General features: G+C 70.5%; 21 protein-coding genes. 2 read left to right on the top strand and 19 right to left on the bottom strand.

Annotation, left to right across the window (positions count from 1 at the left end):
* Nucleotides 1-15: 15 nt before the first annotated feature.
* The 14 genes from obgE to FHS13_RS04915 all read right to left on the bottom strand — a co-directional run bounded on the left by obgE (nucleotide 16) and on the right by FHS13_RS04915 (nucleotide 17,293).
* On the bottom strand, nucleotides 16-1,380 hold the full coding sequence (gene obgE / locus FHS13_RS04980) for a GTPase ObgE (RefSeq protein ID WP_184288243.1): 1,365 nt from the start codon (nucleotides 1,378-1,380) through the stop codon (nucleotides 16-18).
* Nucleotides 1,381-1,513: 133 nt separating this feature from the next.
* A complete protein-coding gene (rpmA, locus tag FHS13_RS04975) occupies nucleotides 1,514-1,771 on the bottom strand; it encodes a 50S ribosomal protein L27 (RefSeq protein ID WP_184288240.1) in 258 nt (85 codons plus the stop codon).
* A gap of 12 nt (nucleotides 1,772-1,783) precedes the next feature.
* The gene (rplU, locus tag FHS13_RS04970) at nucleotides 1,784-2,095 is read right to left on the bottom strand and encodes a 50S ribosomal protein L21 (RefSeq protein ID WP_184289143.1); all 312 of its coding nucleotides are present in this window, start codon (nucleotides 2,093-2,095) and stop codon (nucleotides 1,784-1,786) included.
* Between the two features lie 356 nt (nucleotides 2,096-2,451).
* A complete protein-coding gene (locus FHS13_RS04965; RefSeq protein ID WP_184288237.1) occupies nucleotides 2,452-5,430 on the bottom strand; it encodes an Rne/Rng family ribonuclease in 2,979 nt (992 codons plus the stop codon).
* Between the two features lie 159 nt (nucleotides 5,431-5,589).
* Nucleotides 5,590-6,333, bottom strand: a complete 744-nt coding sequence (locus FHS13_RS04960; protein WP_246404571.1) for a TIGR03936 family radical SAM-associated protein — start codon at nucleotides 6,331-6,333, stop codon at nucleotides 5,590-5,592.
* 516 nt (nucleotides 6,334-6,849) lie between these two features.
* A complete protein-coding gene (locus FHS13_RS04955; RefSeq protein WP_184288235.1) occupies nucleotides 6,850-8,787 on the bottom strand; it encodes a TIGR03960 family B12-binding radical SAM protein in 1,938 nt (645 codons plus the stop codon).
* Between the two features lie 142 nt (nucleotides 8,788-8,929).
* On the bottom strand, nucleotides 8,930-10,102 hold the full coding sequence (gene rodA, locus FHS13_RS04950) for a rod shape-determining protein RodA (RefSeq protein WP_184288232.1): 1,173 nt from the start codon (nucleotides 10,100-10,102) through the stop codon (nucleotides 8,930-8,932).
* A complete protein-coding gene (gene mrdA, locus FHS13_RS04945) occupies nucleotides 10,102-12,210 on the bottom strand; it encodes a penicillin-binding protein 2 (protein ID WP_184288229.1) in 2,109 nt (702 codons plus the stop codon). Before mrdA ends, rodA begins: the two co-directional genes overlap by 1 nt.
* On the bottom strand, nucleotides 12,207-12,764 hold the full coding sequence (gene mreD / locus FHS13_RS04940; protein WP_184288226.1) for a rod shape-determining protein MreD: 558 nt from the start codon (nucleotides 12,762-12,764) through the stop codon (nucleotides 12,207-12,209). Before mreD ends, mrdA begins: the two co-directional genes overlap by 4 nt.
* Nucleotides 12,761-13,657 (bottom strand): rod shape-determining protein MreC, encoded by an 897-nt coding sequence (gene mreC / locus FHS13_RS04935; RefSeq protein WP_184288223.1) that lies wholly within the window; start codon nucleotides 13,655-13,657, stop codon nucleotides 12,761-12,763. Before mreC ends, mreD begins: the two co-directional genes overlap by 4 nt.
* 1 nt (nucleotide 13,658) lies before the next feature.
* Complete coding sequence (mreB, locus tag FHS13_RS04930; protein WP_184288220.1) at nucleotides 13,659-14,693, bottom strand: rod shape-determining protein; 1,035 nt, start codon at nucleotides 14,691-14,693, stop codon at nucleotides 13,659-13,661.
* A gap of 221 nt (nucleotides 14,694-14,914) precedes the next feature.
* Nucleotides 14,915-15,319 (bottom strand): nucleoside-diphosphate kinase, encoded by a 405-nt coding sequence (gene ndk, locus FHS13_RS04925; protein ID WP_184288217.1) that lies wholly within the window; start codon nucleotides 15,317-15,319, stop codon nucleotides 14,915-14,917.
* A gap of 228 nt (nucleotides 15,320-15,547) precedes the next feature.
* On the bottom strand, nucleotides 15,548-15,904 hold the full coding sequence (locus tag FHS13_RS04920) for a DUF4233 domain-containing protein (RefSeq protein ID WP_184288214.1): 357 nt from the start codon (nucleotides 15,902-15,904) through the stop codon (nucleotides 15,548-15,550).
* A gap of 36 nt (nucleotides 15,905-15,940) precedes the next feature.
* Complete coding sequence (locus FHS13_RS04915; RefSeq protein WP_184288211.1) at nucleotides 15,941-17,293, bottom strand: glutamate ligase domain-containing protein; 1,353 nt, start codon at nucleotides 17,291-17,293, stop codon at nucleotides 15,941-15,943.
* Nucleotides 17,294-17,399: 106 nt separating this feature from the next.
* On the opposite strand from FHS13_RS04915, the gene FHS13_RS04910 reads away from it, so the two are divergent.
* Entirely contained in the window at nucleotides 17,400-18,647 is a 1,248-nt protein-coding gene (locus FHS13_RS04910; RefSeq protein WP_184288208.1) for a folylpolyglutamate synthase/dihydrofolate synthase family protein, read from the top strand.
* Between the two features lie 45 nt (nucleotides 18,648-18,692).
* Here the strand turns inward: FHS13_RS04910 and FHS13_RS04905 are convergent, their stop codons facing one another.
* Complete coding sequence (locus FHS13_RS04905) at nucleotides 18,693-20,096, bottom strand: LVIVD repeat-containing protein (RefSeq protein WP_184288205.1); 1,404 nt, start codon at nucleotides 20,094-20,096, stop codon at nucleotides 18,693-18,695.
* 278 nt (nucleotides 20,097-20,374) lie between these two features.
* On the opposite strand from FHS13_RS04905, the gene FHS13_RS04900 reads away from it, so the two are divergent.
* Nucleotides 20,375-21,070 (top strand): DUF305 domain-containing protein, encoded by a 696-nt coding sequence (locus FHS13_RS04900; RefSeq protein ID WP_184288202.1) that lies wholly within the window; start codon nucleotides 20,375-20,377, stop codon nucleotides 21,068-21,070.
* A gap of 63 nt (nucleotides 21,071-21,133) precedes the next feature.
* On the opposite strand, the gene clpX is transcribed toward FHS13_RS04900, so the two are convergent.
* From clpX to tig, 4 genes are all read right to left on the bottom strand, one after another.
* Nucleotides 21,134-22,408, bottom strand: a complete 1,275-nt coding sequence (gene clpX / locus FHS13_RS04895) for an ATP-dependent Clp protease ATP-binding subunit ClpX (RefSeq protein WP_184288199.1) — start codon at nucleotides 22,406-22,408, stop codon at nucleotides 21,134-21,136.
* A 229-nt stretch (nucleotides 22,409-22,637) separates the two neighbouring features.
* Complete coding sequence (locus tag FHS13_RS04890) at nucleotides 22,638-23,297, bottom strand: ATP-dependent Clp protease proteolytic subunit (RefSeq protein WP_184288196.1); 660 nt, start codon at nucleotides 23,295-23,297, stop codon at nucleotides 22,638-22,640.
* A 90-nt stretch (nucleotides 23,298-23,387) separates the two neighbouring features.
* On the bottom strand, nucleotides 23,388-23,924 hold the full coding sequence (locus FHS13_RS04885; RefSeq protein ID WP_246404623.1) for a ClpP family protease: 537 nt from the start codon (nucleotides 23,922-23,924) through the stop codon (nucleotides 23,388-23,390).
* Nucleotides 23,925-24,289: 365 nt separating this feature from the next.
* Nucleotides 24,290-25,714, bottom strand: coding sequence for a trigger factor (gene tig, locus FHS13_RS04880; protein ID WP_184288193.1), 1,425 nt, complete (start codon nucleotides 25,712-25,714; stop codon nucleotides 24,290-24,292).
* Nucleotides 25,715-25,793 lie beyond the last annotated feature (79 nt).

Below are 25,793 nucleotides of genomic sequence, written 5' to 3'. Positions count from 1 at the left end.
TGATCCCCGCGCGGGTCAGCCCAGCCGGGCGTCGGTTCCGCGCGGGCCGGAAGGTACGGCCTCGGCGTCCAGGGTCGGGTCCCAGTCGAACACCACGGAGTCCTCCTCGGTGCCGATCCGCACCTCGGCGCCGTCGGTCGCGCCCAGCTTGGCGAGCTGCTCCTCGATACCGAGCCGGTTGAGGCGCTCGGCGAGGTATCCGACGGCCTCGTCGTTGGAGAAGTCGGTCTGGCGCACCCAGCGGGCGGGCTTCTCGCCGCGCACCTCGAAGGTGTTGTTCCCCAGGGCCACGACCTCGAAGGGCATCTCGCCGATCATCTTGGGCCGGAGGACGACACGGGTGGGCTCGGGAGCCGGCGCGGCCGCCCGGGCCGCGGCGACCTGCTCGCCCAGGGCGTAGGACAGCTCGCGGAGCCCCTCGCGTGAGGCCGCGGAGACCTCCAGGACCTTGTAGCCGCGCTCGGTGAGCATCGGCCCGACCATCTCGGCGAGCTCACGTGCCTCGGGCACGTCGACCTTGTTGAGGGCGACGAGGCGCGGCCGGTCGGACAGGTCGACGCCGGCGCGCGAGCCGTAGGCCTCCAGCTCGGCCTCCAGGGCCTCCAGGTCGCTGACCGGGTCGCGGCCGGACTCGTAGGTGGCGCAGTCCAGGACGTGCAGGAGGGTGGAGCAGCGCTCGATGTGGCGCAGGAACTCCAGTCCGAGGCCCCGTCCCTCGTGGGCACCGGGGATGAGGCCGGGAACGTCGGCGATGACGTACTGGACCGCTCCCGCCTCCACGACGCCCAGGTTGGGGACGAGCGTGGTGAAGGGGTAGTCGGCGATCTTGGGGCGCGCGGCACTCATCGCCGCGATCAGCGAGGACTTGCCCGCGCTGGGGAATCCCACAAGGCCGACGTCGGCGATGGTCTTCATCTCCAGGCGCACGTCGAGCTCCTCGCCCTCCTCGCCCTTGAGGGCGAAGCCGGGCGCCTTGCGCTTCTTGGAGGCCAGCGCCGCGTTGCCGAGGCCGCCGCTGCCGCCCTTGGCCAGCACCAGGCGGGTGCCGTGCCCGACCAGGTCGGCGACGACCTCGCCGTCCAGGCGGGTGACCACGGTGCCGTCGGGCACCTTGAGCACCAGGTCCTCCCCGTTGGCGCCGGCGCGGTGGCCGCCCATACCCGGGGTGCCGTTCTGCGCGGAGCGGTGCGGGCGGTGCTTGAAGTCCAGCAGCGTGGCCGCCTGGGCGTCCACCTCCAGGACGACGTCGCCGCCCTTGCCGCCGTTGCCCCCGTCGGGGCCGCCGAGCGGCTTGAACTTCTCACGGTGCACGGAGGCGCAGCCGTGCCCGCCGTTCCCGGCCCTGATGTGCAGGACCGCCTCGTCGACGAAGTCGGGCATAGCTCTCCCCCATGCTCTCTGCCGACCGCAAGGGAGCGGTCCGGCGAAAAAATGCGTCACACAGTGACAACACGGAAGGCGGGCCAGTGTTTCCTGGCCCGCCCCCGAAGAATCACAGCGTCCGTTCGCGGCCCTACTGGGCGGCAGGAACGATGTTCACGGCCTTGCGGCCGCGGTAGTTGCCGAACTTGACCTCGCCTGCGACGAGGGCGAACAGCGTGTCGTCACCGCCGCGGCCGACGTTGGCGCCCGGGTGGAACCGGGTGCCGCGCTGACGGATCAGGATCTCGCCGGCCTGGACGGCCTGGCCGCCGAAACGCTTGACACCGAGCCGCTTGGCGTTCGAGTCGCGCCCGTTCTTGCTGGACGAAGCGCCCTTCTTGCTTGCCATTGTCCAGGCCTCCTACTTCGCCGAGATGCCGGTGATACGCACCTGGGTGTGCTTCTGGCGGTGACCCATGCGCTTCTTGTAACCGGTCTTGTTCTTGTACTTGAGGATATTGATCTTGGGGCCCTTGGTCTCGCCGAGGACCTCGGCGGTGACCGTGTAGCCGCTCAACTTGTCCGCGTCACTGACGACACCGCCGTCCTCGACGACGAGGATGGGCTGCCACGTGATGGTGGCACCGGTCTCCTCGGAGACCCTGTCGATGTTCAGGACGTCGTCGACAGACACCTTCTCCTGTCGGCCGCCCGCTCGCACGATCGCGTACACCGGGTAACTCTCTTCCTGCTCGCTCAACGAATAATGCTCGGGACCATCCCCGAGACGTGAGTCCGGGGTCCGGGTCCGGCCCTGCCCGCGACGGGGTACGGCCGGGAGGAGCGGCCCCGTGTGGGAGTGGGGCGCCCTCGTTCCACGATCCACTGTTGCCTGTAGCGGGGCGCGGGGATCTGAGGGAAACAAACCCTGCGTGGAGAGCACTTTCGGTGTCGGGGCGCGCGATCACGTGGAGCGCGCCGACGCACCATTCCTCAGATTACCATCGCCCTGCCGTGGGCCCGCACACCTGACGCCGTCCGGACCGGGCCGAAACCCGGTCCGGACCTGTCAGATGTCCCGCCTCCGGCTCAGCCGGCGTCCACCGCGGTGGACGTGGCCGCCTTGGTGGTGCGCCGGGTGCGGCGCCGCTTGGGCCGCTCGGCGGCCTCCTCGTCGCCTTCGGCCGGCACGGGGTTCTCGGTGGCGGCGGCCGGGTCGGCCTCCTCACCGCCGGATGCCGCACGCGCGGTCCTGCGGGTGCCGGTGCGCCGGGTGCGGCGGGCCGGTGCGGACTTCTCCGCGTCGGCTTCCTCCGCGTCCGCCTCCTCGGCGCCCTCGGGCTCCTGCGCGACGACCTCCAAGGGCTCGTCCGCCGCCTCCTCCAGGGGTGCAGACCCGGCCTCGGCGGCGTCCTCGACCGGCGCGACCTCCACGGCCTCCGCAGCCTCCTCGGCGGCCTTGTCCTCGGCGCTCTTGCGGCTGCGCGAGGTGCGCTTGCGGGTCCGCTTGGCGGGCTCCTGCGGCTCCTCGGCCGCAGGCTGCCCGGCCTTCTCCGCCTTCTCCGCCTTCTCGGCCTTCTCGGCCTTGCCGTCCTTCTCCGCCTTCTCGGGCTTGTCGGCCTTCTCCGCGGACTGGTCGGACTCGGACCTGGACTTCTTCTTCTTGCGGCCGTTGCCGCCGCCCTTGCCCTCCATCAGCTCGTTGGAGATCGTCAGGCCCCGGCCGCTGCAGTGCTCGCAGGTGGAGGAGAACGCCTCCAGCAGTCCCTGGCCGACCCGCTTGCGCGTCATCTGCACCAGGCCGAGCGAGGTGACCTCGGCCACCTGGTGCTTGGTGCGGTCCCGCGACAGGCACTCCAGCATGCGCCGCAGCACCAGGTCGCGGTTGGACTCCAGCACCATGTCGATGAAGTCGATGACGATGATGCCGCCGATGTCGCGCAGCCGGAGCTGGCGGACGATCTCCTCCGCCGCCTCCAGGTTGTTCTTGGTGACCGTCTCCTCGAGGTTCCCGCCCTGACCGGTGAACTTGCCCGTGTTGACGTCCACGACGGTCATGGCCTCGGTGCGGTCGATGACCAGCGAACCGCCGCTGGGCAGCCACACCTTGCGCTCGAGGGCCTTGTTGATCTGCTCGTCGATCCGGTAGGCGGCGAAGACGTCGCGGTCCTCGGTCCAGTGGGACAGCCGCTCGGAGAGGTTGGGCGCCACGTGGTCGACGTACTCGTGGACGGTGTCCCACGCCTCGTCGCCGGAGACCACCAGGCTGGAGAAGTCCTCGTTGAACACGTCCCGCACGACCTTGATGGTCAGGTCGGGCTCGCTGTTGAGCAGCGAGGGCGCGCTCGCCGACCTCGACTTGCGCTTGATGGACTCCCACTGGTTGGCCAGGCGGGAGATGTCGCGCTCCAGCTCCTCCTCGCTGGCGCCCTCGGCGGCCGTGCGCACGATCACGCCGGCGCCGCTGGGCATCACCTTCTTGAGGATCTGCTTGAGGCGGGCGCGCTCCTTGTCGGGGAGCTTGCGGCTGATGCCGGTCATCGAGCCGCCGGGAACGTACACCAGGTAGCGGCCGGGCAGGCTGATCTGGCTGGTCAGGCGGGCGCCCTTGTGGCCGATCGGGTCCTTGGTGACCTGCACCAGGACCGACTGGCCGGACTTGAGCACCGACTCGATGCGCTTGGGCTGGCCCTCCAGGCCGAAGGAGTCCCAGTTGACCTCGCCCGCGTACAGGACGGCGTTGCGCCCCTTGCCGATGTCGACGAACGCGGCCTCCATGGACGGCAGCACGTTCTGCACCCGGCCCAGGTACACGTTGCCCACGTAGGAGCGGTGGGTGGCGCGGTCGACGTAGTGCTCGACGAGGATGTCGTCCTCGAGGACCGCGATCTGGGTGCGGTCCCCGGTACGGCGGATCACCAGGTCGCGCTTGACCGCCTCACGGCGGGCGAGGAACTCCGACTCGGTGACGATGGGGGCGCGGCGGCGTCCCTGCTCGCGGCCCTCCCGGCGGCGCTGCTTCTTGGCCTCCAGCCGGGTGGAGCCGCGCACCGACTGGACCTCGTCCTCGATGGGCTTCTCCTGGCGCGGCTCGCGCACCTTGACAACGGTGTTCGGCGGGTCGTCGGAGGAGGCCTCGGCGTCTCCGCCCGAACGGCGGCGCCGGCGGCGGCGACGGCGGCTGCCGCGCTCGGACTCCTCTGCTCCGTCGTCGAAGGAGTCGGCGGCGGAGCCGTCGTCCTCCGCGGAGGCGGAGGTCTCCTCCCCGGCCCCGTTCTCCTCGTCGTCGGTCTCCCCGTCCTGGCGGGTCCGGCCCCGTCCGCGGCCTCCGCGGCGGCGGCGACGGCGGCTGGGGCGCTCGTCGGTGCCGTCGTCTGCGCCGGTGGACTCCGCGTCGGCCTCGTCCCCGGCCTCCTCGTCCTCGCCGTCCTCGTCGGGAGCCTCGACCGCGGTCTGCGCGGCCACCGGAACGGAGGCGGCCGCGACCGGGGGCTGGAAGAGCATGGCGGGTGCCTGGAAGACGGCCCCGGCTGCCGACGCGGGCTGCTCCTCGGCGGACTCGTCCTGCTTCTCGGCCGGCTCCGCGGCTTTGGGAGCCGCCTGCGTACGCGCGCGCGTGCGTGTGCGGCGGCCGGCCCCGCCTCCCCGCGTGTCGTCGGAGACGGCCTCGGCGGCGTCCTGCGCCTCGTCGTCCGCCGCGACCGCTGTCCCGGCTGCGGCCGCAGCGGTCCTGGTGGCCCTCGTACGGCTGCGGCGCGGGGCCGTCTCCTCGTCGGGACGGCCGGCGGCGCGCACGGTGCGCCTGCGCGGCGCGGAGGGGGCCACCTCGGTCTTCACCGTGCCGCCCTCACCCGAGCCGGCGAGGCTCGTGACAGGCACGGAGGGACGTGTGAGGTCCTCCTCCGGTTCGGGGGGTGGTCCTGCCGCGCGGCGAACGCCCTTGGCGGGCGCGGGCGTGGTCACCCGCACCTCGCCGCCCCCCGCGGGGGGCGCCGCCGCCTTCGTTTCGTCTGTTTCGGTTGTACCCGCGGTGCCGTCGGCACCGCTGCTGGGCTCGTTGTCGAGCATCCGGGCGGTCTCCCGTCAAAGTTCCCGGGCGCACCGCGACCTCTCGGTCTGCGGCGCGGCGCACGAGAACTGTCGTCGCTGTGTCAGCGCCGACGGCGCCGGGGCGCCGTCGGGGCAAAGTCCTGTGGTTTCGCCCATGCTTCCCCGTATCGGGTCCGCTTATCCGCGCGAATCCTGCACGGGCGTCGACGGCTGTGGTGCGCGCGCTTCGGCGTCGTCCGCCGCGGTTCGATCCGCGGCGAGCGGGTCAGCGATCGCACCTGTCGTCTCGTCCAGCGGCCCCTGCGCCAGCCGGGTCATCACGGGTGATGACGGCGGCGCGAGGTCGGCCACGTGGCGCAGGCCGGTCAGCACGTCGTCGGGTCGCACAGCGGGTGTGGTGTGCCGTACGACCATCCGAAGTATGGCATATGCCGCGTCCTTCTCACCGGGGGCGCACCCGCCGGCGCCGGAGGACACGTCGATGCCGACCACTGCCGGCCGGGTGTCGAAGCGGCGACGTCCCTTCTTCGTCATCCGCTCCACCTCGACGCTGTCGGCGGCCATGTAGGCGGCCACCGCCCTGGCGGCGTCGTCGGGGTCGACGCCCGCCATCTCCACACGCCATTCGGAAGCCTGCAGCCGGTCGGCGAGCCCGGGTCGGCGGGCCTCGACGACCTCGAGGACGTCGACACCCTCGGGCATGGCCGCGTCGATACCGGCCCTGACCTGCTGGGGCGGCCGTTCCTCGGCCAGGGTGATCTCAAGGTACTCCGCCTCGCTGGCGACCCCTGTGGGGGCCGCGCCGGTGTAGGAGACCTTGGGGTGGGGCGAGAAGCCGGCGGAGAACGCGACGGGCACGTTCGCCCTGCGCAGAGCGCGTTCGAGCGCCCGGGCGATGTCGCGATGGCTGGCAAATCTCATGCGTCCGCGCTTGGCGTAGCGGACGCGAAGCCGTTGACCGGTTCCGGCGGTGGAGGGTGAGGTGGTGCCCTCTGTTGCGGGGGGCAGCTCAACTCCTTTCCTCGTGCCCCCTGGGACGACCGCCGACGAGGCGGCCGGAAGGGGCTGTTCCTGTCCTGTTCAGCGTACGGTGCGCGCCGGTGCACATTCGCCAACGGGCGGGCACCTTCCGTGCACGTGCGCCTACGAGGACCACGTACACGGGTATCTCCCCCGCTGACCTGCACTCGAAAAGTCTCACAGGGTCACGAACAGGGTCCGCACGGAGAGCGCACAGGTGTTCACCGCCAGAACGCGGGCCCCTCGGAAAAAAATCCCGAGAAAATCCTGAACCCGTGGCAACCTCCGGCGCACCCTCGGAGTCCTATTACATGTACGGCCCGGCGCGAGCGGGGCGCCGGGCCGTACACCTTCTTCCGGGATCTCCCCCGACGGGGTCGAGGCCGAAGCCCGGAACCCTGCCATGTTACCGACGGGTCAAACCACCGTGAGCGGCAGCATCGGCCGCCCCTCGGCAGGCACGTTGATCTGGATCTCCGTCCCCATACTGGGGCACACCCCGCAGTCGTAGCAGGGGTTCCAGCGGCAGTCGTCGACCTCCAGCGACTCCTCCCCGTGCAGCGAGTCCTGCCAGTCCTGCCACAGCCACGAGCGGTCCAGGCCCGCGTCCAGGTGGTCCCACGGCAGGACCTCGTCCTCGTCGCGCTCGCGCGTGGTGTACCAGTCCACGTCCACGGGGTGGTCCGCCAGCGCGGTTTCGGCCGCCTTCGTCCACCGCTCGAAGGAGAAGTGCTCGCTCCAGCCGTCGAACCGGCCCCCCGCGCGCCACACCTCCTCGATGACGCGGCCCACCCGGCGGTCGCCCCGGGAGAGCAGCCCCTCGATGACGGAGGGCCGGCCCTCGTGGTAGCGCAGGCCGATGGACCTGCCGTAGCGGCGGTCCTGGCGGAGCCGGTCGCGCAGCTTGCGCAACCGGTCGTCGACGACCTCGTACGAGGTCTGCCCCGCCCACTGGAAGGGCGTCTGCGGCTTGGGCACGAACCCGCCGATCGACACCGTGCAGCGGATGTCCTTGCGACCGGTCACCTCCCGGCCGGTGCGGATGACCTCGGCGGCCAGGTCCGCGATCGCCAGCACGTCCTCGTCCTGCTCCGTGGGCAGACCGCACATGAAGTACAGCTTGACCTGGCGCCACCCGGCGGCGTAGGCCGCGGTGACGGTACGGATGAGGTCGGCCTCGGTGACCATCTTGTTGATGACCCGCCGCATGCGCTCGCTGCCGCCCTCGGGCGCGAAGGTCAGCCCGGAGCGGCGCCCGTTGCGGGTGAGCTCGTTGGCGAGGTCGATGTTGAAGGCGTCCACCCGGGTCGAGGGCAGGGACAGTCCGGTGTTGGTGCCCTCGTAGCTGTCGGCCAGGCCCTTGGCGATGTCCTTGATCTCGCTGTGGTCGGCGCTGGAGAGGGAGAGCAGGCCCACCTCCTGGAAGCCCGAGTTGCGCACCCCCTCCTCGACCATCCTCTGGACGGTCCCCGAGCTGCGCTCGCGCACGGGCCGGGTGATCATCCCCGCCTGGCAGAACCGGCAGCCGCGGGTGCACCCGCGGAAGATCTCCACGCTGTAGCGCTCGTGCACCGACTCCGCGGTGGGCACGATCGGCCTCTTGGGATAGGGCCACTCGTCCAGGTTCATCACGGTGTGCTTCTGCACCACGGCGGGCACGCCGGGCCGGTTGGGCGTACAGGAGGCGATCCGGCCGTCCTCGTGGTAGGCCACGTCGAAGAACCGCGGGACGTACACCCCGCCGGTCGCAGCCAGGCGCAGCAGCAGGCCGTCGCGGCCCCCCGGCTCGCCCTCCTCCTTGAACTCGCGGACGATCGCGGTGACGGCGAGGGCGATCTCCTCCCCGTCCCCGAGCACCACGGCGTCCAGGAAGTCCGCGACCGGCTCCGGGTTGAACATCGTGTGGCCGCCGGCCAGCACGACCGGGTGCTCATCGGTGCGGTCCTCCGCGTGCAGCGGGATCCCGGCCAGGTCCAGCGCGGTGAGCAGGTTGGTGTAGCCCATCTCGCTGGGGAAGCTCACCCCGAACACGTCGAACGCGGCCAGGGGCCGGTGCCCGTCCACCGTGAACTGGGGGACACCGTGCTCGCGCATGAGCTTCTCCATGTCCGGCCACACCGCGTACGCGCGTTCGGCCAGGACGTCCTCCTGCTCGTTGAGGACCTCGTAGAGGATCTGCACCCCCTGGTTGGGCACGCCGACCTCGTAGGCGTCGGGGTACATGAGAGCCCAGCGCACCCGGGCGGCGTCCCAGTCCTTGACCACGGAGTTGAGCTCACCGCCGACGTACTGGATCGGCTTGCTCACCTGTGCCAGCAGTGGTTCCAGTCGCGGGAAGAGGCTTTCGACGGTCATAGTGCGGACTTTCGCTCGGCGGACATCGGGTCCCCCGCCCTGGCGGGGGCGTGACCGGGGCCTGTGGTGCTGATGGCCCTGGCCGTCGCTTTCCTCCCAGGCTACCGGCGGGCCCCCGGCCCGACCTGCCTGTCGGAGACCCCTACTCGAAGCCCCGGTCCCTCGCGCTGATACCGAGTACCAGCCCGAGCGCGAACAGGTTGGCCAGCAGCGCCGTGCCGCCGTAGGAGACGAAGGGCAGCGGCAGGCCGGTCACGGGGACGACCCCCATACCCATCCCGATGTTGATGAAGGCCTGGAAGCCGAACCAGGCCGCCACCCCCACGCACAGCAGCCGGGGGCAGAGCTGGTCGCATCCGCGCGCGACACCGAGGATCCGCCAGATGACGACCGTGAAGAGCGCGATGACCAGGGCCGCCCCGAGGAAGCCCAGTTCCTCCGCCGCCACCGTGAAGACGAAGTCGGTGTGCTGCTCGGGTACGAACCGCCCGTGCGTCTGCTCTCCCTGGAACAGGCCCGTACCGTGCACCCCGCCCGAGCCCACGGCGATCAGCGCCTGGTTGGAGTTGTACCCGGCACCCTGCGGGTCCACCGTGGGATCGACCATCGTCGCGAGTCGGGCCACCTGGTAGGGCTCCAGCATGTCGAACCACCACACGCAGAACCCGGCGGCCGCACCGCACGCCAGCATGCCCACCACCCAGAACACGGGTGCCCCCGACAGCGTCAGCATGCCGAGGAAGATGACGCCGAGCACCAGTGTCGTGCCCAGGTCCGGCTGGGCGAGCACCAGGCCGAGCGGCAGGGCGAGCACCAGCAGGCCGAACAGCACGTCCCTGGTCATCGGCCGGCTCTCGCCGTCGCGCGGCTCCCCCAGCAGAGTGGCCAGGGCCAGGACGAGGCCGACCTTGGCCAGCTCCGCGGGCTGGAACTGGAAGGCACCGACGACGATCCACCCGCGCGAGCCGTTGATCACCGCGCCCAGCGGCGTGAGCACCAGGACGAGTGCCGCGGTCGTCGCCGCGTAGACGACGGGCGCGTACGCCCGGACCGTCCGGTGGTCCACCGACGCCACCGCCAGGCACACCGCCCACCCGACCAGCAGGTGGAGAAGGTGGCGCCGCAGGTGGCCGGTGGAGTCCAGCGGGCTGCTGCCGTCGCCGGGCAGCGTCGCCGACCACACCAGCAGTGCGCCGACGGCGCACAGGAGCGCCGCCGCGCCGAGCAGGACGGGGTCCGCCCTGCGTGCCGCCCCCGCCGCGGTGCGGCCGATGCCCGCCCCTCGCAGGAGAGCGGTCCCCGTGTGCGTGCTCATCACCGCTCCAGGACGTCGATGGATCCGTCGCTGCGCACGACGGGCAGTTCGTCGCGCGGTACCCCGCCGGGCAGGGCGGGTTCGTCGAAGTCACCGAACCCGTAGATCCCCTCGTAGATCGTGCGGGCGATCGGCGCCGAGGTCATGCCGCCGGTACCGCCCTGGGAGACGAAGACGGCGATGGCGAACTGCGGGTCGTCGGCGGGCGCGTAGGACGCGAACCAGGCCGACACCTGCCGGTTCTGGGCGTCGGCGCTGCCGGTCTTGCCCGCGACCGACACCTTGTCCTGCGGAAACCCGGCGAAGGCACCGCGCGCCGTGCCGGCCTTGGGTACCTCCGTCAGGGCCTTCTGGAGGTACGTGAGGGTCGTGTCGCTCACCGGGACCTTCCCCGCGACGACAGGCTCGATCTCCCTGGTCTCGCTGCCGTCGGCCGAGACGAGGGCGCGGGCCACACGGGGCTCGTACAGTGTTCCGCCGTTGGCGATGGCCGCGTAGGCGCGGGCCAGCTGCAGCGGGCTGACCAGCACGTCACCCTGGCCGATGGAGAAGTTGACCGCCTCGTTGGCCCGCCAGAGGAACCCCTCCACGCACTGCTCGTAGGCGAGCCGCTTGAGGTAGGAGGCGTGGGACGGGTTGGTCCGGGCGATGTCGGGATAGCCGCGCTCGCCGCGCTCGCAGTTGGTCTCGCGGGTCTCCTCCCAGAAGTTCCTCTTCCACTCCCGATCGGGGATGCGGCCACTGGTCTCGTAGGGCAGGTCGATACCGGTCGGCGAGCCGAAGCCGTAGCCGCGCGCCATCTCGGCCATGGCCTCCTCGGGCTCCCCCTCGGGGTGGAGGCCTCCGTCGCGCTTCCACAGCTGGTAGCCGAACTTGTAGAAGACGGTGTTGCACGAGACCACGATCGCCTTGTGCAGGTCGATGGTGCCGTGCCCGCCGCCCTCGTAGTTCTCGTAGTTCTGCCCGGCGAGGTTGACCGAGCCGGGGCAGGCGTAGGTGCTGCGCAGCGAGAACCCGTTCTCGACCGCGGCGGACAGGGACGAGATCTTGAACGTGGAGCCGGGCGGATACTGGCCCTGTACGGCGCGGGAGAGCAGGGGTTCGCCCGCCTCCTCGCTGAGCATCTCGTCGAAGGCCTTCTGGTCGATACCGCCCTGCCAGACACCGGGGTCGTAGGTGGGCAGGCTGGCCATCGCGACGATGCCTCCGGTGTTCACGTCCAGGACGACGGCGGCCCCCGAGTCGGCCTTGTACCTGGGCCGGGCGGCGGCCATGCCCTCGGCCAGCGCCTTCTCGGCGATCTTCTGCACGCGCAGGTCCAGGTGGGTGACCAGGTGGCTGCCGGGCACAGGGCGCTCGTCGGAGACGACCTCCATGACCTCGCCGTGGTTGTTGACGGCCAGGGTGCGCACGCCCGCGGTACCGCGGAGCTCGGTGTCGTAGACGGCCTCGACGCCGTCGCGTCCCACCTGATCGATCCCGGTGAACTGGGTGCGCAGCTCCTCGCGGGCGTCCAGCTCCTCCTGGGTGACCGGTTGCAGGTAGCCGAGGACCTGTCCGGCGGTGGCACCGTGGGGGTAGTCCCGGACGGCGTGCGCCTGGGCGGTGATACCGGGGAAGTCGTCTCCGCTCTCCATGATCTGGAGGGCGACGGAGGGCTCGATGTCGTCGGCGAGGGTGACGGGCTGGTAGGGCGAGCCAGGCCAGCAGGGGCGTTCCACGGTGGGGCCGCACAGGCGCATGCGCTGCTGGAGCTCCTCGACGGGCACGTCGAGGACCTCCGCCAGGTCGGTGAGGACCGCGAGCCCCCCGTCCTCCATCCCCACGAGCTCGTGGTAGTCGGCGGAGACGATCAGTTCGGTCCGGTTGCTGACCAGGGAGCGGCCGGCGGAGTCGAGGATGCGCCCCCGGGTGGCGGGGACGACGAGCTGCTGGTGGTGGTTGGCGACGGCGAGCTCGCGGTAGTGGTCGCCCCTGGGGATCTGGAGGTACCAGAGCCGTACGCCCAGGGCGGCGAACAGCACCAGGACCAGGATCTGGACGGCGAGGATCCCCGCGCGCCGGGAACGGGTCCGGCCGGGGGCCGGATGGGGCTCGTACACGTTCACCACCCCTCCGGGGACGTGGGCCCCTGCACGGTGGCGAACTCCTCGTCGGTGAAGGCGGTGCGCACGCGCAGGAGCGGCAGGGTGACCAGCGGCGAGACCAGCGCGGTCAAGAGCGTGCCGACGCAGGTGTTGAGCACCGCGGAGACCAGCCCGATCCGCGGGTCCCCCACCGCCAGGCCGAGGAACGCGTGGCCCAGGCCGACACCGAAGGCGGTCGCGGCGACGGCGCCCACCACCGTGGGAAGGGAGGAGGACGACTCCCCCGCGAAGGCCCCGGTGTTGCGCTTGAACAGGGACAGCAGGTAGGCGGCCAGGCACAGGATCAGAGCGCCCCGGCCCAGCTCGTGCGCGGCCGGCGGCAGGGCGTCCAGGGCGAGTCCGGCCGCGAACCCGCATCCCGCCGCGGCGGCGGGTCCGGCGGTCAGGGCGACGGCGACCACGGCCGCGAGCACAAGGTCGGGTCCGGGGCCCCAGTCGAGTGGGAGGCGGTTGACGACCGCCGCCTGGAGGAGCACGGCGACGGCCAGCAGGACCAGGGTGACGGCGGTTCTCACTTCTCCTCCGTCTCTTCGGGGACAGGCGGGAGCACCGAGTCCCGGGGGTCCTCCGCGGGCCCGGCGACGACGACGCCCACGACGTCCAGGGACGCGAAGTCGACGGCCGGGGTGATGCTCGCGATGCGGCTGAGTGCTCCGGGCGAGGCCTCCACCTTCTCGACGGTGCCGATGGGCACGCCGGGAACGAAGGGCGCTCCCTCGTGCGAGCCGAGTGTGACGACCCGGTCGCCGGCCTCCAGGGGCGCGTCCATGTCGAACAGCTCCAGGGAGAGGTCGGCCGAGGGGCCGCCGGGGACACCGCCGCCGTTGACCACGCCGATCTTGCCGGTCTCCTCCATCCGGGCCCCGACCGCGGAGGTGGTGTCGGTGGCGAGCAGGACCGTGGCGGTGCTCGGCCCCGCCTCGACGACGTGGCCCACCAGGCCGGAGCCGTTGACGACGGTCATGTCGGGCCTGACTCCGGACTCTGTGCCGGCGTCGATGGTGGCCACGCGCGCGTAGCCGCGCGGCGTGGTGCGGGTGACCGCCTGGGCGGCGACGATCTCGTAACCGCCCCGGCCGGACAGGTGCAGGAGCCGGTCGAGCTGGTCGGCGCGGCTCTCGTCGAGCCGGGCGGCCTGCAGCTGGGAGCTCAGGTCGGCGTTGGCCTCCTCCAGTTCGGCGATCCGCTCGGCGGCCGATCCCTGGCTGAGCCTCTCGTAGAGGTCGGTGACGGGCGAGGCCGCCGTGCCGACCCCCGCGGCGACCGGGGCGAAGACGGACTCCCCCACCGCCCGGGAGGCGGAGGCGACCGGGTCCTGGTCGGACCGGGCGTCCAGGAGCAGCAGGACGGCGGCCGCGGTGACGAGGAGGGCGAGCGCCGCCCGGGATCTTGTCGTGTCTCGGAACATGTCAGCGCCGCCGTTCGGGGACGAGGACCTGGTGGAGCCGCTCGTAGTTCTCCACGCAGGTGCCGGATCCGACGGCGACGGAGTCGAGCGCGTTCTCGGCGATGTGGACGGGCATGCCCGTCTCGTGCAGCAGGCGCTCGTCCATGCCTCTCAGCAGGGCACCGCCGCCGGTGACGGCGATGCCGCGGTCCATGATGTCGCCGGACAGCTCGGGCGGGCACTTGTCGAGACTGGTGCGGACCGCGTCGACGATGGCGTTGACGGGCTCCTCGATGGCCTGGCGGACGTCGGACTCGGTCATGACGATCGTCTTCGGCAGGCCGCTGACGAGGTCCCGGCCCCGGACCTCGGCGCGGAGCTCCTCCTGCCCGGTCGGGTGGACCGACCCGATGGCGATCTTGAGTTCCTCGGCGGTGCGCTCCCCGATCATCAGGGAGTGCTCCTTCTTGACGTAGGTCATGACCGCCTGGTCGAGCTCGTCCCCGCCGACGCGCAGGGACTGCGAGGTGACGATGCCGCCCATGGAGATGACCGCGACCTCGGTGGTGCCGCCTCCGATGTCGACGACCATGTTGCCGGTGGGCTCGTGCACCGGCAGGCCCGCGCCGATGGCGGCGGCCATGGGTTCCTCGATGATGAAGACCCTGCGGGCACCCGCCTGGTAGCCCGCCTCCTTGACCGCGCGGTGCTCGACCGAGGTGATCCCGCTGGGAACCGCGACGATGATGCGCGGTTTGGCGAAGTGGCGGCGCCGGTGGACCTTCTGGATGAAGTAGCGCAGCATCCGCTCGGTGATCTCGAAGTCGGCGATGACGCCGTCCTTCAGGGGGCGGACGGCGGTGATGTCGTTCGGTGTGCGGCCGATCATCTGCTTGGCCTCGATGCCGACCGCGACGATCTTGCCGGTGGAGGTGTCGAGCGCGACCACGGAGGGCTCGTTCAGGACGATGCCGCGGCCGCGTACGTACACGAGCGTGTTGGCGGTTCCCAGGTCGACGGCCATGTCCCGGCCGAGAAAAGCAAGGTTGTTCGGCATGTGACGTCCTCGAAGGCGCCGTGGTGACACGGTCGCGCATTGGTGCTATGCGTATCCGTTCCCGTGCTGTACGTGTACGGTTCTCCGCACGGTAGCCCTGGGTGATTTCCCAGCTGCGCAAACACACCGGCCCGCGCCCCCTCTTGACCTGGAAATGACAGAACCGCGGGCCCTGGGTCAGGGCCCGCGGTCCGCGTCCCCCTGGACAGGGGGAGGCTCCCCTACAGGTCGGGGAAGAAGAGCTTGATCTCGCGCTCGGCGGAGTAGGTGGAGTCCGAACCGTGCACGATGTTCTGCTGGACCTCCAGCGCGAAGTCGCCGCGGATGGTCCCCGGCGCAGCGGTGACCGGGTCGGTGGCTCCGGCCAGGGCCCGGAAGGCCTCCACCGAGCGGTCGCCCTCGACCACCATGGCCACCAGCGGGCCACCGGTGATGAACTCCACGAGGGAGCCGAAGAACGGACGCTCCGCGTGCTCCTCGTAGTGGGTCTTCGCGGTCTCGGCGTCGAGGGTGCGCAGCTCCATGGCGACGATCTTCAGGCCCTTGCGCTCGATGCGCGAGACGACCTCGCCGATGATGCCGCGGCGGACGCCGTCCGGCTTGATGAGAACGAGAGTGCGCTCCACGTGCGGTTCAACTCCTCACTGAAGGCTCCGCGCGGCCCGCTCGGGACTCACCCGCGGCGGTGCCGGCGACGGAGGGAAAGGGGTGCGGGATCCGGGCCCCGGCACGGGGCGCGGGGAGGCGTCGCCCTCCCCGGCCGCGGCGGCCGGGCCTGCGTCACACTATCGCGTTTGCGGACGCCGCACCTTCGGAAGCCGGGGCGGCGGGCCCGGTGGACGCCCGCCCCGCGGTTAGCCGGCCGCCGCCTCCTCCTCGGCCGCGCGGGCGGCGTGGGCCGCCTTCATCTCGTCGGTGCGGCGCCCCAGGATCACACCCGCGACCCACAGGGACACGAACACCACCGAGACCAGCAGCGCGCCCGAGACCGTGAACGAGGTGAACAGGAACGCGGCCTGGAGCAGCCAGGCGGCGTAGTGCGCCCAGGTGTACCTCTGCAGTGCGGCGAGCACCACGGCCGCGGCGGCCATGCCTCCCCACATCCCGCCGGCCAGGGCGGCGTCCATCCCCTCCAGCGCGATCGCGACGGGGATGAACAGGCCCAGGACGACGGCCTCGAAGACCAGGACGACTGCGCAGACTACGCGCACGGCGGTTCTCCCTTCGTGGTGGGCCGCCCCACCCGCTCACTCACCGGAGCCCCGCAGCAGGTGGACGGCGTCACCGGCGGTGACGACCGATCCCGTGACCAGCACACCGGCGCCGCCGAACTCGGTGCCGTCCTCGGCCAGGCCCACGGCCCGGTCGATCGCGTCATCGAGCCTGGGCGCCACGTGTACGCGGTCCTCCCCGAAGATCCGCGCGGCCAGTTCGGCCAGGCGGTCGGGGTCGAGGGATCGCGGTGAGGAGTTGCGGGTGACGACGACCTCGTCGAGCAGTGGTTCCAGGGGATCCAGGATCCCCTCGACGTCTTTGTCGGCCATGATCGCGACCACGCCCACCAGCTTGGAGAAGGAGAAGGCCTCCTCCATCGCGGCGACGGTCGCGGCCATTCCGGCCGGGTTGTGCGCGGCGTCGGCCACGACGGTCGGGCTGGTGCGCACGACCTCCAGCCGCCCGGGCGAGTCCACCCCGGCCAGGGCCTCGCCGACGATGGCGGGGTCCAGGCCCGTGTCGTCCTCGCCGACGGCGGCGAACGCCTCGACGGCGGCGAGCGCGACGGCGGCGTTACCCGCCTGGTGGGCGCCGAACAGGGGCAGGAAGAGGTTCTCGTAGGTACCGGTGAGGCCCTTCACGGCGAACTGCTGGCCGCCGACCGCCACGTCGCGGGAGAGGACTCCGAACTCCATGCCCTCCCGTGCGACACGGGCGCCCGTGTCGGCCGCGCTGCGCATCAGCACCTCGGCCGCCGCGAGCGGCTGCTGGGCCAGGACCGCCACGGAGCCGGGCTTGATGATGCCCGCCTTCTCCTCGGCGATGCCCTCCACGGTGTCGGGCAGGTACTCGGTGTGGTCGATGCCGATGGGCGTCACCACGGCGACGTCGCCGTCGACGACGTTGGTGGCGTCCCAGCGTCCGCCCATGCCGACCTCCACGACCGCCACATCGACCGGGGCGTCGGCGAAGACCGTGTAGGCCATGACGGTGAGGATCTCGAAGAACGACAGCGGGGCGTCGTTCATCTCGTCGGCCATGGCGATGTAGGGGCGGATGTCGTCGTAAGCGGCGACGAAGCGCTCCTGGGACACGGGTTGTCCGTCGACGACGATGCGCTCGCGCACGGTGCGCAGGTGCGGGCTCGTGTAGCGGCCCACGCGCAGACCGCGGGCGCGCACGAGCGCGTCGATCATACGGGCGGTGGAGGTCTTGCCGTTCGTGCCGGTGACGTGGATCACCCGGAAGTTCCGGTGCGGGTCGCCCAGCAGGTCCAGCAGGGTGCGGACGCGGTCCAGGCGGGGATCGATGTCGGTCTCGGGCGCGCGGGCCAGGATCTCCGCGGTCACCTCGGCGTAGCGCTCGTCGGCGCCCGCCTCGCTCACGGCTTGTCAGTGGTCGGGATGTACACGGCGTCAGTGTACGCGCCCCCACCTGCGTGCCCGCCCCGGGACTCGGACCTCCGGCCCCGGGCGCGCGATACTTGGGGACATGCCACGCCTCGACCCGTTCTTCTCCGAGTGGAACAGCCGCCGCCCAGGCCTGTCCCGCAGCCTGGAGCGCGCCCGGTCCCTGATGCGCGCCCTGGACCTGGACGGTGACCGGCCGCCGGTGCTGGGGGTGGTGGGTTCCAAGGGGAAGGGCACCACGGCGACCACCGCCGCGGCGGCGCTGGCCTCGGCGGGGCTGCGCACCGTCCTGGTCACGGGCCCGAGCTTCCGCTCCTACCGGGAGCGGGTGCGGGTGGACGGCGCCGCGGTCTCCGACGCCGAGCTCGACGCCCTCGGCGAGCGGATCGAGGAGGCCCGCCGCGCTCTGCCCCCGGTGGAGGAGGACGGCGGCTATCTCGCGCCGAGCGGCCTGTTCCTGTTCGCGGGGCTTCTCCGGGCCCGCGACACGGGCGCCGACGTGTGCGTCCTGGAGGCGGGGATGGGCGGGCGCCGCGACGAGCTGCGCCTGGTCGGGCCGGAGGTGGTCGCCCTCGGGAAGGTCTTCGCCGAGCACGTGGGCGTCCTGGGGGACACCGTCCCCGAGATCGCCCGCGAGAAGGCGCTGGTGGCCGGGGCGCGCACCCGCGCCCTGGTGAGCCTGCCCCAGGAACCGGAGGTGGAGGCCGCGGTCGGCGCCGCCCTGGACGAGGCCACCGGGGGCCGGGTGGTCGCCGAGACCGCCGATCCCGACCGGCCCGGCGCGGAGCCGCCGCCGGAGCTGCGCCCGCCCGGCCTGTCGGCGGCCTCGGGGGTCCTGGGCACGGCCGCCGCGGCCCGGATGCTGGAACACCTGGGCCGCGCACCGCTCGAACCGGGGCCCCTGCACCGGGTGCTGGGAACCCTGGTCCTGCCCGCGCGCCTGTCCCGCCACCCGGTCCCCGGGCACAGCGGGGCCGAGGTGCTCGTGGACTCGGCCATCGACCGCGTCGGTACGGCCGCGGCACTGGCCCGCGCCCGTGCCCTGTGGGGCGGGGTCGACCACGTCCTGCTCTGCCTGCCCGACCACAAGGACGTGTCCGGCGCGGTGGCGGTGCTGGAGGGCCTGCCCGTGACCGCCGTCCGCCTGCCCGAGACGCACCTGCGGTTCGAGCACGGCCTGCCCGCCGGTTGGGGCCGGATGGAGGCCGCCGACCTCTCCCCCGCGGCGATCGCCGCCCTGGGCCACCGGGTCCTGGCGCTGGGAACGGTCTACTTCACCGGCCGCGTCCTCGACGCGCTGGACGCCCCCACCGACCGGCTGTTCGGCTGACGGCCCGCAGGGGCGGCGCCGGGAGCGCCGCCCCTGCGGACGGAATCAGCGGCCGTGGCCTCGGCCGGGCCGGTACTCGGGCTGGGACTGGGGGTTGAACTCGTCCATGTGGACCTGCTCGGCCACGCGGAACCGGTTGTCCTCCAGCTTGATGACGTCCAGGCCTCGGGTGATGTCCGAGGAGTAGACGTAGCCGTTGTAGTAGTAGGCCGACCAGGAGCCGCCGAGCACGAGGCGGTCCTCGTCGATCGGGGCGCGGTCGAAGTAGCCGATCTCGCGGACCCTCTTCGGGTTGTTGAAGTCGAGCACCGACACACCGCCCTGGTACCAGGCCTGGACGAAGTAGTCGCGGCCCGGGACGGGGATGAGCGAGCCGTTGTGGGCGACGCAGTTCTCGGTGGTGCCCTGGTGGCGCGGGAGCTTGTAGTAGCCCTCGAACTCGAGCTCGGGGTCGCTGCCCGGGCCGTCGATCGTGTAGATCGCGTTGGCGCCGCGCTGGGGACCGATCTCCTCGGTGCAGACGGCGCCGCCGCCACCGCCGAGCTCGTCGGTGAACAGGACGGTCCTGCCGTCGTTGGTGAAGGTCGCCGAGTGCCAGAAGGCGAAGTTCTCGTCGCGCACCACGTCGGTGACGACCGGCGCGGCCGGGTCGGAGATGTCCATCAGGATCCCGTCACCCATGCACGCGCCCGCGGCGATGTCGTGCTTGGGGTAGACGGTGATGTCGTGGCAACCGCTGGTCCTGATGTTGCCGCCGTCGGGGAAGAGGACCGGGGTGTCGACGACCTCGGCCGAGGCGGGGTCGTCGAGCGGGACCTCGATGACGGAGATCTTGTCGTGCGGCGGTTGGCAGTTGGGGAAGTTCGCCGAGGGAGAGTAGGACGAGACGTAGACGTACTCGTGCTCCCCGTCCTTGCCGGGGACCAGGGTGTTGGTGTGCGAACCGCAGTCGGTGCGTACCGCGGCCACGTACTGCGGGTTGGCCTTGTCGGAGATGTCGAAGATCCGGATGCCCTCGAACCCGTCCGGGTCGGCGGCGCTCGTGGACGGGGCGCCGCACTCGGTGCCGGCCCTCGGGTATTCGACGGAGAAGTACACCAGGTCGCCGCTCACCGAGAGGTCGCCCTGACCGCCGGGGCAGAGCACCTCGGAGACGATGCGGGGCTCCTCCGGTTCGGAGATGTCGTAGATGACAAATCCGTTGTAGTTTCCGCCGATGGCGTAGTCGCCGGTGAAGGCCAGGTCGGAGTTGAAGTCGCTCATCGTCTCCGTCTTGGGGACGTTGGCGACGTGGGTGAGGTTGTCACTGGTCACCGCGTCGCTGACGAAGGTGTCGGCTGCGGCGGGGGTGAGGAGTCCGAGGACCAGGGAGGCCGCGCCGGCGAGGGCGAGGGCTCCCCTCCCCGCGGCTCTCTTCCATAGGCGTGGGGGTGCGGGGGGTGACGCCATGCGTACTCCTGTTCAGCTGCGGCGCAGAAACAGGGAAAAAGTACACACTTCAACACCTATCTGTATAGGGGGGAACCACAGAAAGTGTCTGGTCGACACATTGTGCACGCGGCGCGCCCTGACCGGACACAGCGCCAAGGGACACAGCGCCAAGGGTGGACAAGGCACACGGGGACTGAGTAGAAACCCTCCAGGGCACCGCCCGGGCCGGACCCGCCAGCCGGGGCCGCGAGAAGCCCCGGGTGCGCCCGCACCCCCGTTCTCTGGAGGATCCCCTCGTGCGTCGCCTGGCACTCGTCACCGGAACCGCTCTCACACTGCTCTGCACCTCGGCCTGCACCGGGGAGGAGGAACCGCAGGAGGCGGCCAACGTCATCGCCCCCGGCGCTCCCGGCGAGTCGTCCTCCCCCGCGACCTCGGAGCAGATCGCGGCCCTGGCCGAGGAACAGGGCCACAACGAGGCCGACGTCACCTATCTCGTGCTGATGATCGAGCACCACGGGCAGGCCCTGGAGATGGCCGAGCTCGCTCCCGAACGCCACGAGCGCGAGGACATCGGGCGCATCGCGGACAGGATCGCCGCCGCCCAGGGCCCCGAGATCACCGTCATGGAGGGATGGCTGGAGACGAACGTCTTCGGGCCGGCCCGGGAGAACCCCGCCTACGAGAACTTCTGCGGGCTGGAGGGCGGCGGCCACCACGGCGGGGACGGCGGGTGCGACCTGGGTGTGGACCACGGGGACATGCCCGGCATGGCCTCTCCGGAGGACATGGAGCGGTTGGAGGCCGCCGAGGGGGACGAGTTCGACCAGCTGTTCGTCGAGTTGATGACCGCCCACCACGAGGGTGCGGTCACCATGGCGGAGGAGGCCATGGAGAACGGCGAGGACCAGGAGGTGCTGCGGATGGCCAACGACGTCATCGCCGAGCAGAACGCCGAGATCGAGCGGATGCGCCAGGCCCTCGAGAGCTGAGGAGGGGAGAAGACGCCGAGAGGCGCCCCGAGGGGCGCCTCTCGGCGTTCGTGTCCGGTCGGCTCAGGCGGACTTCTCCTCGGAGTCCGAGGGCAGCTGGGTCCTGGGCACGATCGTGGGATTGACGTTGTCGATCACCGTCTCCCGCGTAATGATCACCTGACCCACATCCTTACGCGAAGGCACCTCATACATCACCGACAACAACACCTCCTCAATAATCGCCCGCAACCCGCGCGCACCCGTCCCCCGCATGATCCCCTGCTCAGCCACCGCCTCCAAAGCATCCGGCGTGAACTCCAACTCCACACCGTCCAACTCGAACAACCGCTGATACTGCTTCACCAACGCATTGCGCGGCTCCGTCAGAATCCGGATCAACGCCTCCCGATCCAGATCCCCCACACTCGTGATCACCGGCAACCGCCCGATGAACTCCGGAATCATCCCGAACTTCAACAGATCCTCGGGCATCACCTCACCCAGCAGCGCCGCACCACCACGCTCCGACTCCGGCCGCAGCACCGCATTGAAACCCATCCCCTGACGGCCCGTGCGCGACTCCACGATCTGCTCCAGACCCGCGAACGCCCCACCGCAGATGAACAGCACATTGGTCGTGTCGATCTGGATGAACTCCTGATGCGGATGCTTGCGCCCACCCTGGGGCGGCACACTCGCCGTCGTCCCCTCCAAGATCTTCAACAGCGCCTGCTGCACACCCTCACCCGACACATCACGCGTGATCGACGGATTCTCGCTCTTGCGCGCCACCTTGTCGACCTCGTCGATGTAGATGATCCCCGTCTCGGCCTTCTTCACGTCGTAATCGGCCGCCTGGATCAACTTGAGCAGGATGTTCTCCACATCCTCACCCACATACCCCGCCTCGGTCAGCGCCGTGGCATCGGCAATCGCAAAAGGCACATTCAAAATCCGCGCCAGCGTCTGCGCCAGCAGCGTCTTGCCCGACCCCGTCGGACCCAGCAGCAAGATGTTGGACTTGGCGATCTCCACGTCCTCGCCGCCAGGACGCTCCGACTCCGACCGCACCCGCTTGTAGTGGTTGTACACCGCCACCGACAGCGCCTTCTTGGCCTGCTCCTGCCCGATCACGTACGAGTCCAGGAACTCGTAGATCTCCCGCGGCTTGGGCAGCGACTCCCACGACAGCTCGGTGGCGTCGGCGAGTTCTTCCTCGATGATCTCGTTGCACAGGTCGATGCACTCATCGCAGATGTACACGCCGGGGCCGGCGATGAGCTTCTTCACCTGCTTCTGGCTCTTACCGCAGAACGAGCACTTCAGCAGGTCCCCGCCGTCACCGATGCGTGCCACCCAGCCACTCCTCAAAACTAAGGCCGCCCCGCCGGTACCGCTGCGCGCGGATGGCCCGGGAGTTCGGCTCCCGCACCCGCCCGTCCCCGGAAGGGGCGATCTGTGTGTCGCTCTTGGCCAGAGTAAGCGAAGAACCGGACCGGCTTCGCCATCGGGCTCCGGGCACGATGTGCACCGGTCCGGCCGACGCCCTGGGTGCCGGGTCCCGGGGCGGGACCCGGCTCCTGTCTCACCCCTGCTTGAGGGACGCCTTGCGGTACGGCAGCACGAAGTCGATGATGCCGTAGTCGACGGCCTCCTCCGCGGTGAGGATCTTGTCCCGCTCGATGTCCTTGGACACCTGCTCCGGGGTCCGGCCGGTGTGCCGGGCCAGCGTGGTCTCCAGCTGGGCCCGGATCCGGGTGATCTCGTTGGCCTGGATCTCGATGTCGCTGGCCTGGCCGTGCATGCCCTCGGTGGCCGGCTGGTGGATCAGGATCCGGGAGTTGGGCAGCGCGCCCCGCTTGCCCTTGGTACCGCCCGCCAGCAGGATCGCGGCGGCGGAGGCGGCCTGACCGATGCAGACCGTCTGGATGTCCGGGCGGACGAACTGCATGGTGTCGTAGATCGCCATCAGGGACGTGAACGAACCGCCGGGCGAGTTGATGTACATCTGGATGTCGCGCTCGGAGTCGAGCTGCTCCAGAGTGATGAGCTGCGCCATCAGGTCGTTGGCCGACGTGTCGTCGATCTGCACGCCGACGAAGATGATCCGCTCCTCGAAGAGCTTGTTGTACGGATTCATCTCCTTCACGCCGTAGGACGTCCGCTCGACGTAGGACGGCAGGACGTAGCGGCTCTGCGGCGCCATCGGTGCCGTTCCGCCGATAAAGGGGTTGAATTCGGTCATTTCACGCCTTCCACGCTTCCATGCGCCGCGCCGGGCTCGGGGACGGGCCGGGCGAAGCCACTGGGCCGGTTCCGGGGTGCGCTGCCCCCGCTACTGGTTCCGCTCCCGGGCCACGTCGAGCGTGCCCTCCAGGACCTCGTCGATGAAGCCGTACTCCTTGGACTCCTGGGCGGTGAACCAGCGGTCGCGGTCGGCGTCCTTCTCGATCTGTTCGACCGTCTGACCGGTGTGCTCGGAGATCTTCTCGATGAACATCTTCTTCACGTAGAGCAGCTGGTCCGCCAGGATCCGGATGTCGGAGGCGGTACCGCCGATGCCACCGGAGGGCTGGTGCATCATGACGCGGGTGTGCGGCAAGGCGTAGCGCTTGCCGGGGGCACCGGCGCACAGGAGCATCTGGCCCATGGAAGCGGCCATACCGATACCCACCGTGCGCACGTCGTTGGGGATGTACTGCATGACGTCGTAGATCGCCATGCCGGCCGTCACCGAACCGCCGGGCGAGTTGATGTACATGGTGATGTCCCGCTGGCGGTCCTCGGCGGACAGCAGCAGGAGTTCACCGACAAGGCGGTTGGCGATCTCGTCGTCGACCTGTTGGCCGAGGAAAACGATTCGCTGGCGCAGCAGGCGCTGAGGCGTCTGCTCGAGAAAAGGGGAAAGCTGCGGGTCCGACGTACGTGCGTCGAATCGCGGGGACTCATCAAAGGTCGGCGGCAATCTCGTCACCTGCTCCGGAATCGAAACGGTTGCGATACAGCGACACTAACGCCGACAGACACCGGGCTCGCACCGATCACGTCCCTGTTCGCTTTGAGCGCAGGGTGGTGCAAGCCCGGCAGGTCGCCTTCCTCCGAAGGCGAACAGAAATGCCCCGCCGACCGGGAACAAGGAGGGGCCGGCCGGAAATGGGCGCGGCCGACAGCAAGGCCCCGGAGGATCCTGGGATCCTCCGGGGCCCGGCGTGCCCCCTCCTGGGAGAGGGCCGGGTGCTACTTGTCCTCGTCGGTCTTCTCGACGGCCTCGGCCTCGGCCTCGGCAGCCTTCTCCTCGACGGTTTCGAGAGCCTCGGCAGCCGCGACGGCAGCGGCCTTGGCGGCCTTCTCCTCGTCGGTCTCCTGCTCGATGACGTTGCCGTCCTCGTCGGTGATCTTGGCGCCGGCCAGGACCAGGTCCATGGCCTTGCCGCGGACGACCTCGGTGAAGGCCACGCGGATCTGGTTGGACTGGACCAGGTGCTGGGCCAGCTGGTCGGGGCTGACGCCCATGCGCTGGGCCTGCTCGAAGACGTACTGGCTGAGCTCGCCCTGGTCGGCGCTCAGGTCCTCCTGGATGGCCAGCTGGTCGAGGATGAAACCGGCCTTGACCGCCGAACGGGCGCCGGTGGTCAGCTCCTCCTCGAACTCCTCCTCGGTCTTCTCCTGCGACTCGAGGTAGGCCTCCTTGGTCAGACCGCTCTGGGCGAGCTGCTGCTCGAGGCTCTGGCGGCGGCGCTGGATCTCCTCCTCGACGACCGCCTCGGGCAGCGGGACGTCGATGGAGTCGATCAGCTTCTCCAGGGCCTTGTCGCGGGCCGAGGAGACCTGCTGGAGGCGGCGCATCTCGGTCATGCGCTTGCGCACGTCCTCGCGCAGCTCGTCGATGGTGTCGAACTCGCTGGCCAGCTGGGCGAACTCGTCGTCGAGCTCGGGGAGCTCCTTGACCTTCACGCTGTGCACGGTGACGGTGACCTCCGCCTCCTTGCCCTCGTGCTCGCCACCCACCAGGGTGGTCGTGAAGGTGGCCTCGCCGCCGGCCTCCATGCCGCGCAGGGTCTCGTCGAGGCCCTCGAGCATGGCGTTGGTGCCGACCTCGTAGGAGTAGCCGCTGACCGCGACGTCCTCGAGCTTCTCACCGTCGATCGCGGCGGACAGGTCGATGGACAGCTGGTCGCCGTCCTCGACGGGGCGCTCGACGCCGGCCAGGGTGGCGAAGCGCTCACGCAGGAAGCCGATCTGCTCGTCGACCTGCTCCTCGGTGACCTCGGCGTTGTCGACGGTCACCTCGATGCCCTTGTAGTTCTCGACCTCGAACTTGGGGCGGATGTCGACCTCGGCGGTGAAGGCGAGCTCCTCGTTGTCCTCCAGCTTGGTGACCTCCACGTCGGGCTGGCCGAGCGCGAAGATCTCCTCCTTCTGGATGGCCTCGTTGTAGAGCTCCGGAACGGCGTGGTTGACCGCTTCGCTGATCACCGCACCGCGGCCGACGTAACGGTCGATCAGCCGCGCCGGCGCCTTGCCCGGGCGGAAGCCCTTGATCCGGACCTGCTTGGCGAGCGACTTGTAGGTCACGTCGAAAGCGTGATCGAGCTCCTCGAAGGGCACCTCGATGGTCAGCTTGACCCGGGTGGGGCTCAGCTCCTCGACAACGGTCTTCACGGGGCGGTACTCCTAGGTTTGCCGGCTGGTGTCCGCGTCGGCCCGCAGGCGCACCACACAACGGCGAATGCACGAGCGC

Origin of the sequence: Nocardiopsis algeriensis, assembly GCF_014203695.1 — a bacterium.
Lineage (GTDB): Bacteria > Actinomycetota > Actinomycetes > Streptosporangiales > Streptosporangiaceae > Nocardiopsis > Nocardiopsis algeriensis.
This window is presented reverse-complemented; position numbering and strand designations above follow the sequence as displayed.

Coding starts and splice junctions, on each gene's coding strand:
- obgE (WP_184288243.1), bottom strand. CDS start 1,380: ATGCCCGACTTCGTCGACGAGGCGGTCCTGCACATCAGGGCCGGGAAC.
- rpmA (WP_184288240.1), bottom strand. CDS start 1,771: ATGGCAAGCAAGAAGGGCGCTTCGTCCAGCAAGAACGGGCGCGACTCG.
- FHS13_RS04965 (WP_184288237.1), bottom strand. CDS start 5,430: ATGCTCGACAACGAGCCCAGCAGCGGTGCCGACGGCACCGCGGGTACA.
- FHS13_RS04960 (WP_246404571.1), bottom strand. CDS start 6,333: ATGAGATTTGCCAGCCATCGCGACATCGCCCGGGCGCTCGAACGCGCT.
- FHS13_RS04955 (WP_184288235.1), bottom strand. CDS start 8,787: ATGACCGTCGAAAGCCTCTTCCCGCGACTGGAACCACTGCTGGCACAG.
- rodA (WP_184288232.1), bottom strand. CDS start 10,102: ATGAGCACGCACACGGGGACCGCTCTCCTGCGAGGGGCGGGCATCGGC.
- mreC (WP_184288223.1), bottom strand. CDS start 13,657: ATGTTCCGAGACACGACAAGATCCCGGGCGGCGCTCGCCCTCCTCGTC.
- mreB (WP_184288220.1), bottom strand. CDS start 14,693: ATGCCGAACAACCTTGCTTTTCTCGGCCGGGACATGGCCGTCGACCTG.
- FHS13_RS04910 (WP_184288208.1), top strand. CDS start 17,400: ATGCCACGCCTCGACCCGTTCTTCTCCGAGTGGAACAGCCGCCGCCCA.
- FHS13_RS04905 (WP_184288205.1), bottom strand. CDS start 20,096: ATGGCGTCACCCCCCGCACCCCCACGCCTATGGAAGAGAGCCGCGGGG.
- FHS13_RS04890 (WP_184288196.1), bottom strand. CDS start 23,297: ATGACCGAATTCAACCCCTTTATCGGCGGAACGGCACCGATGGCGCCG.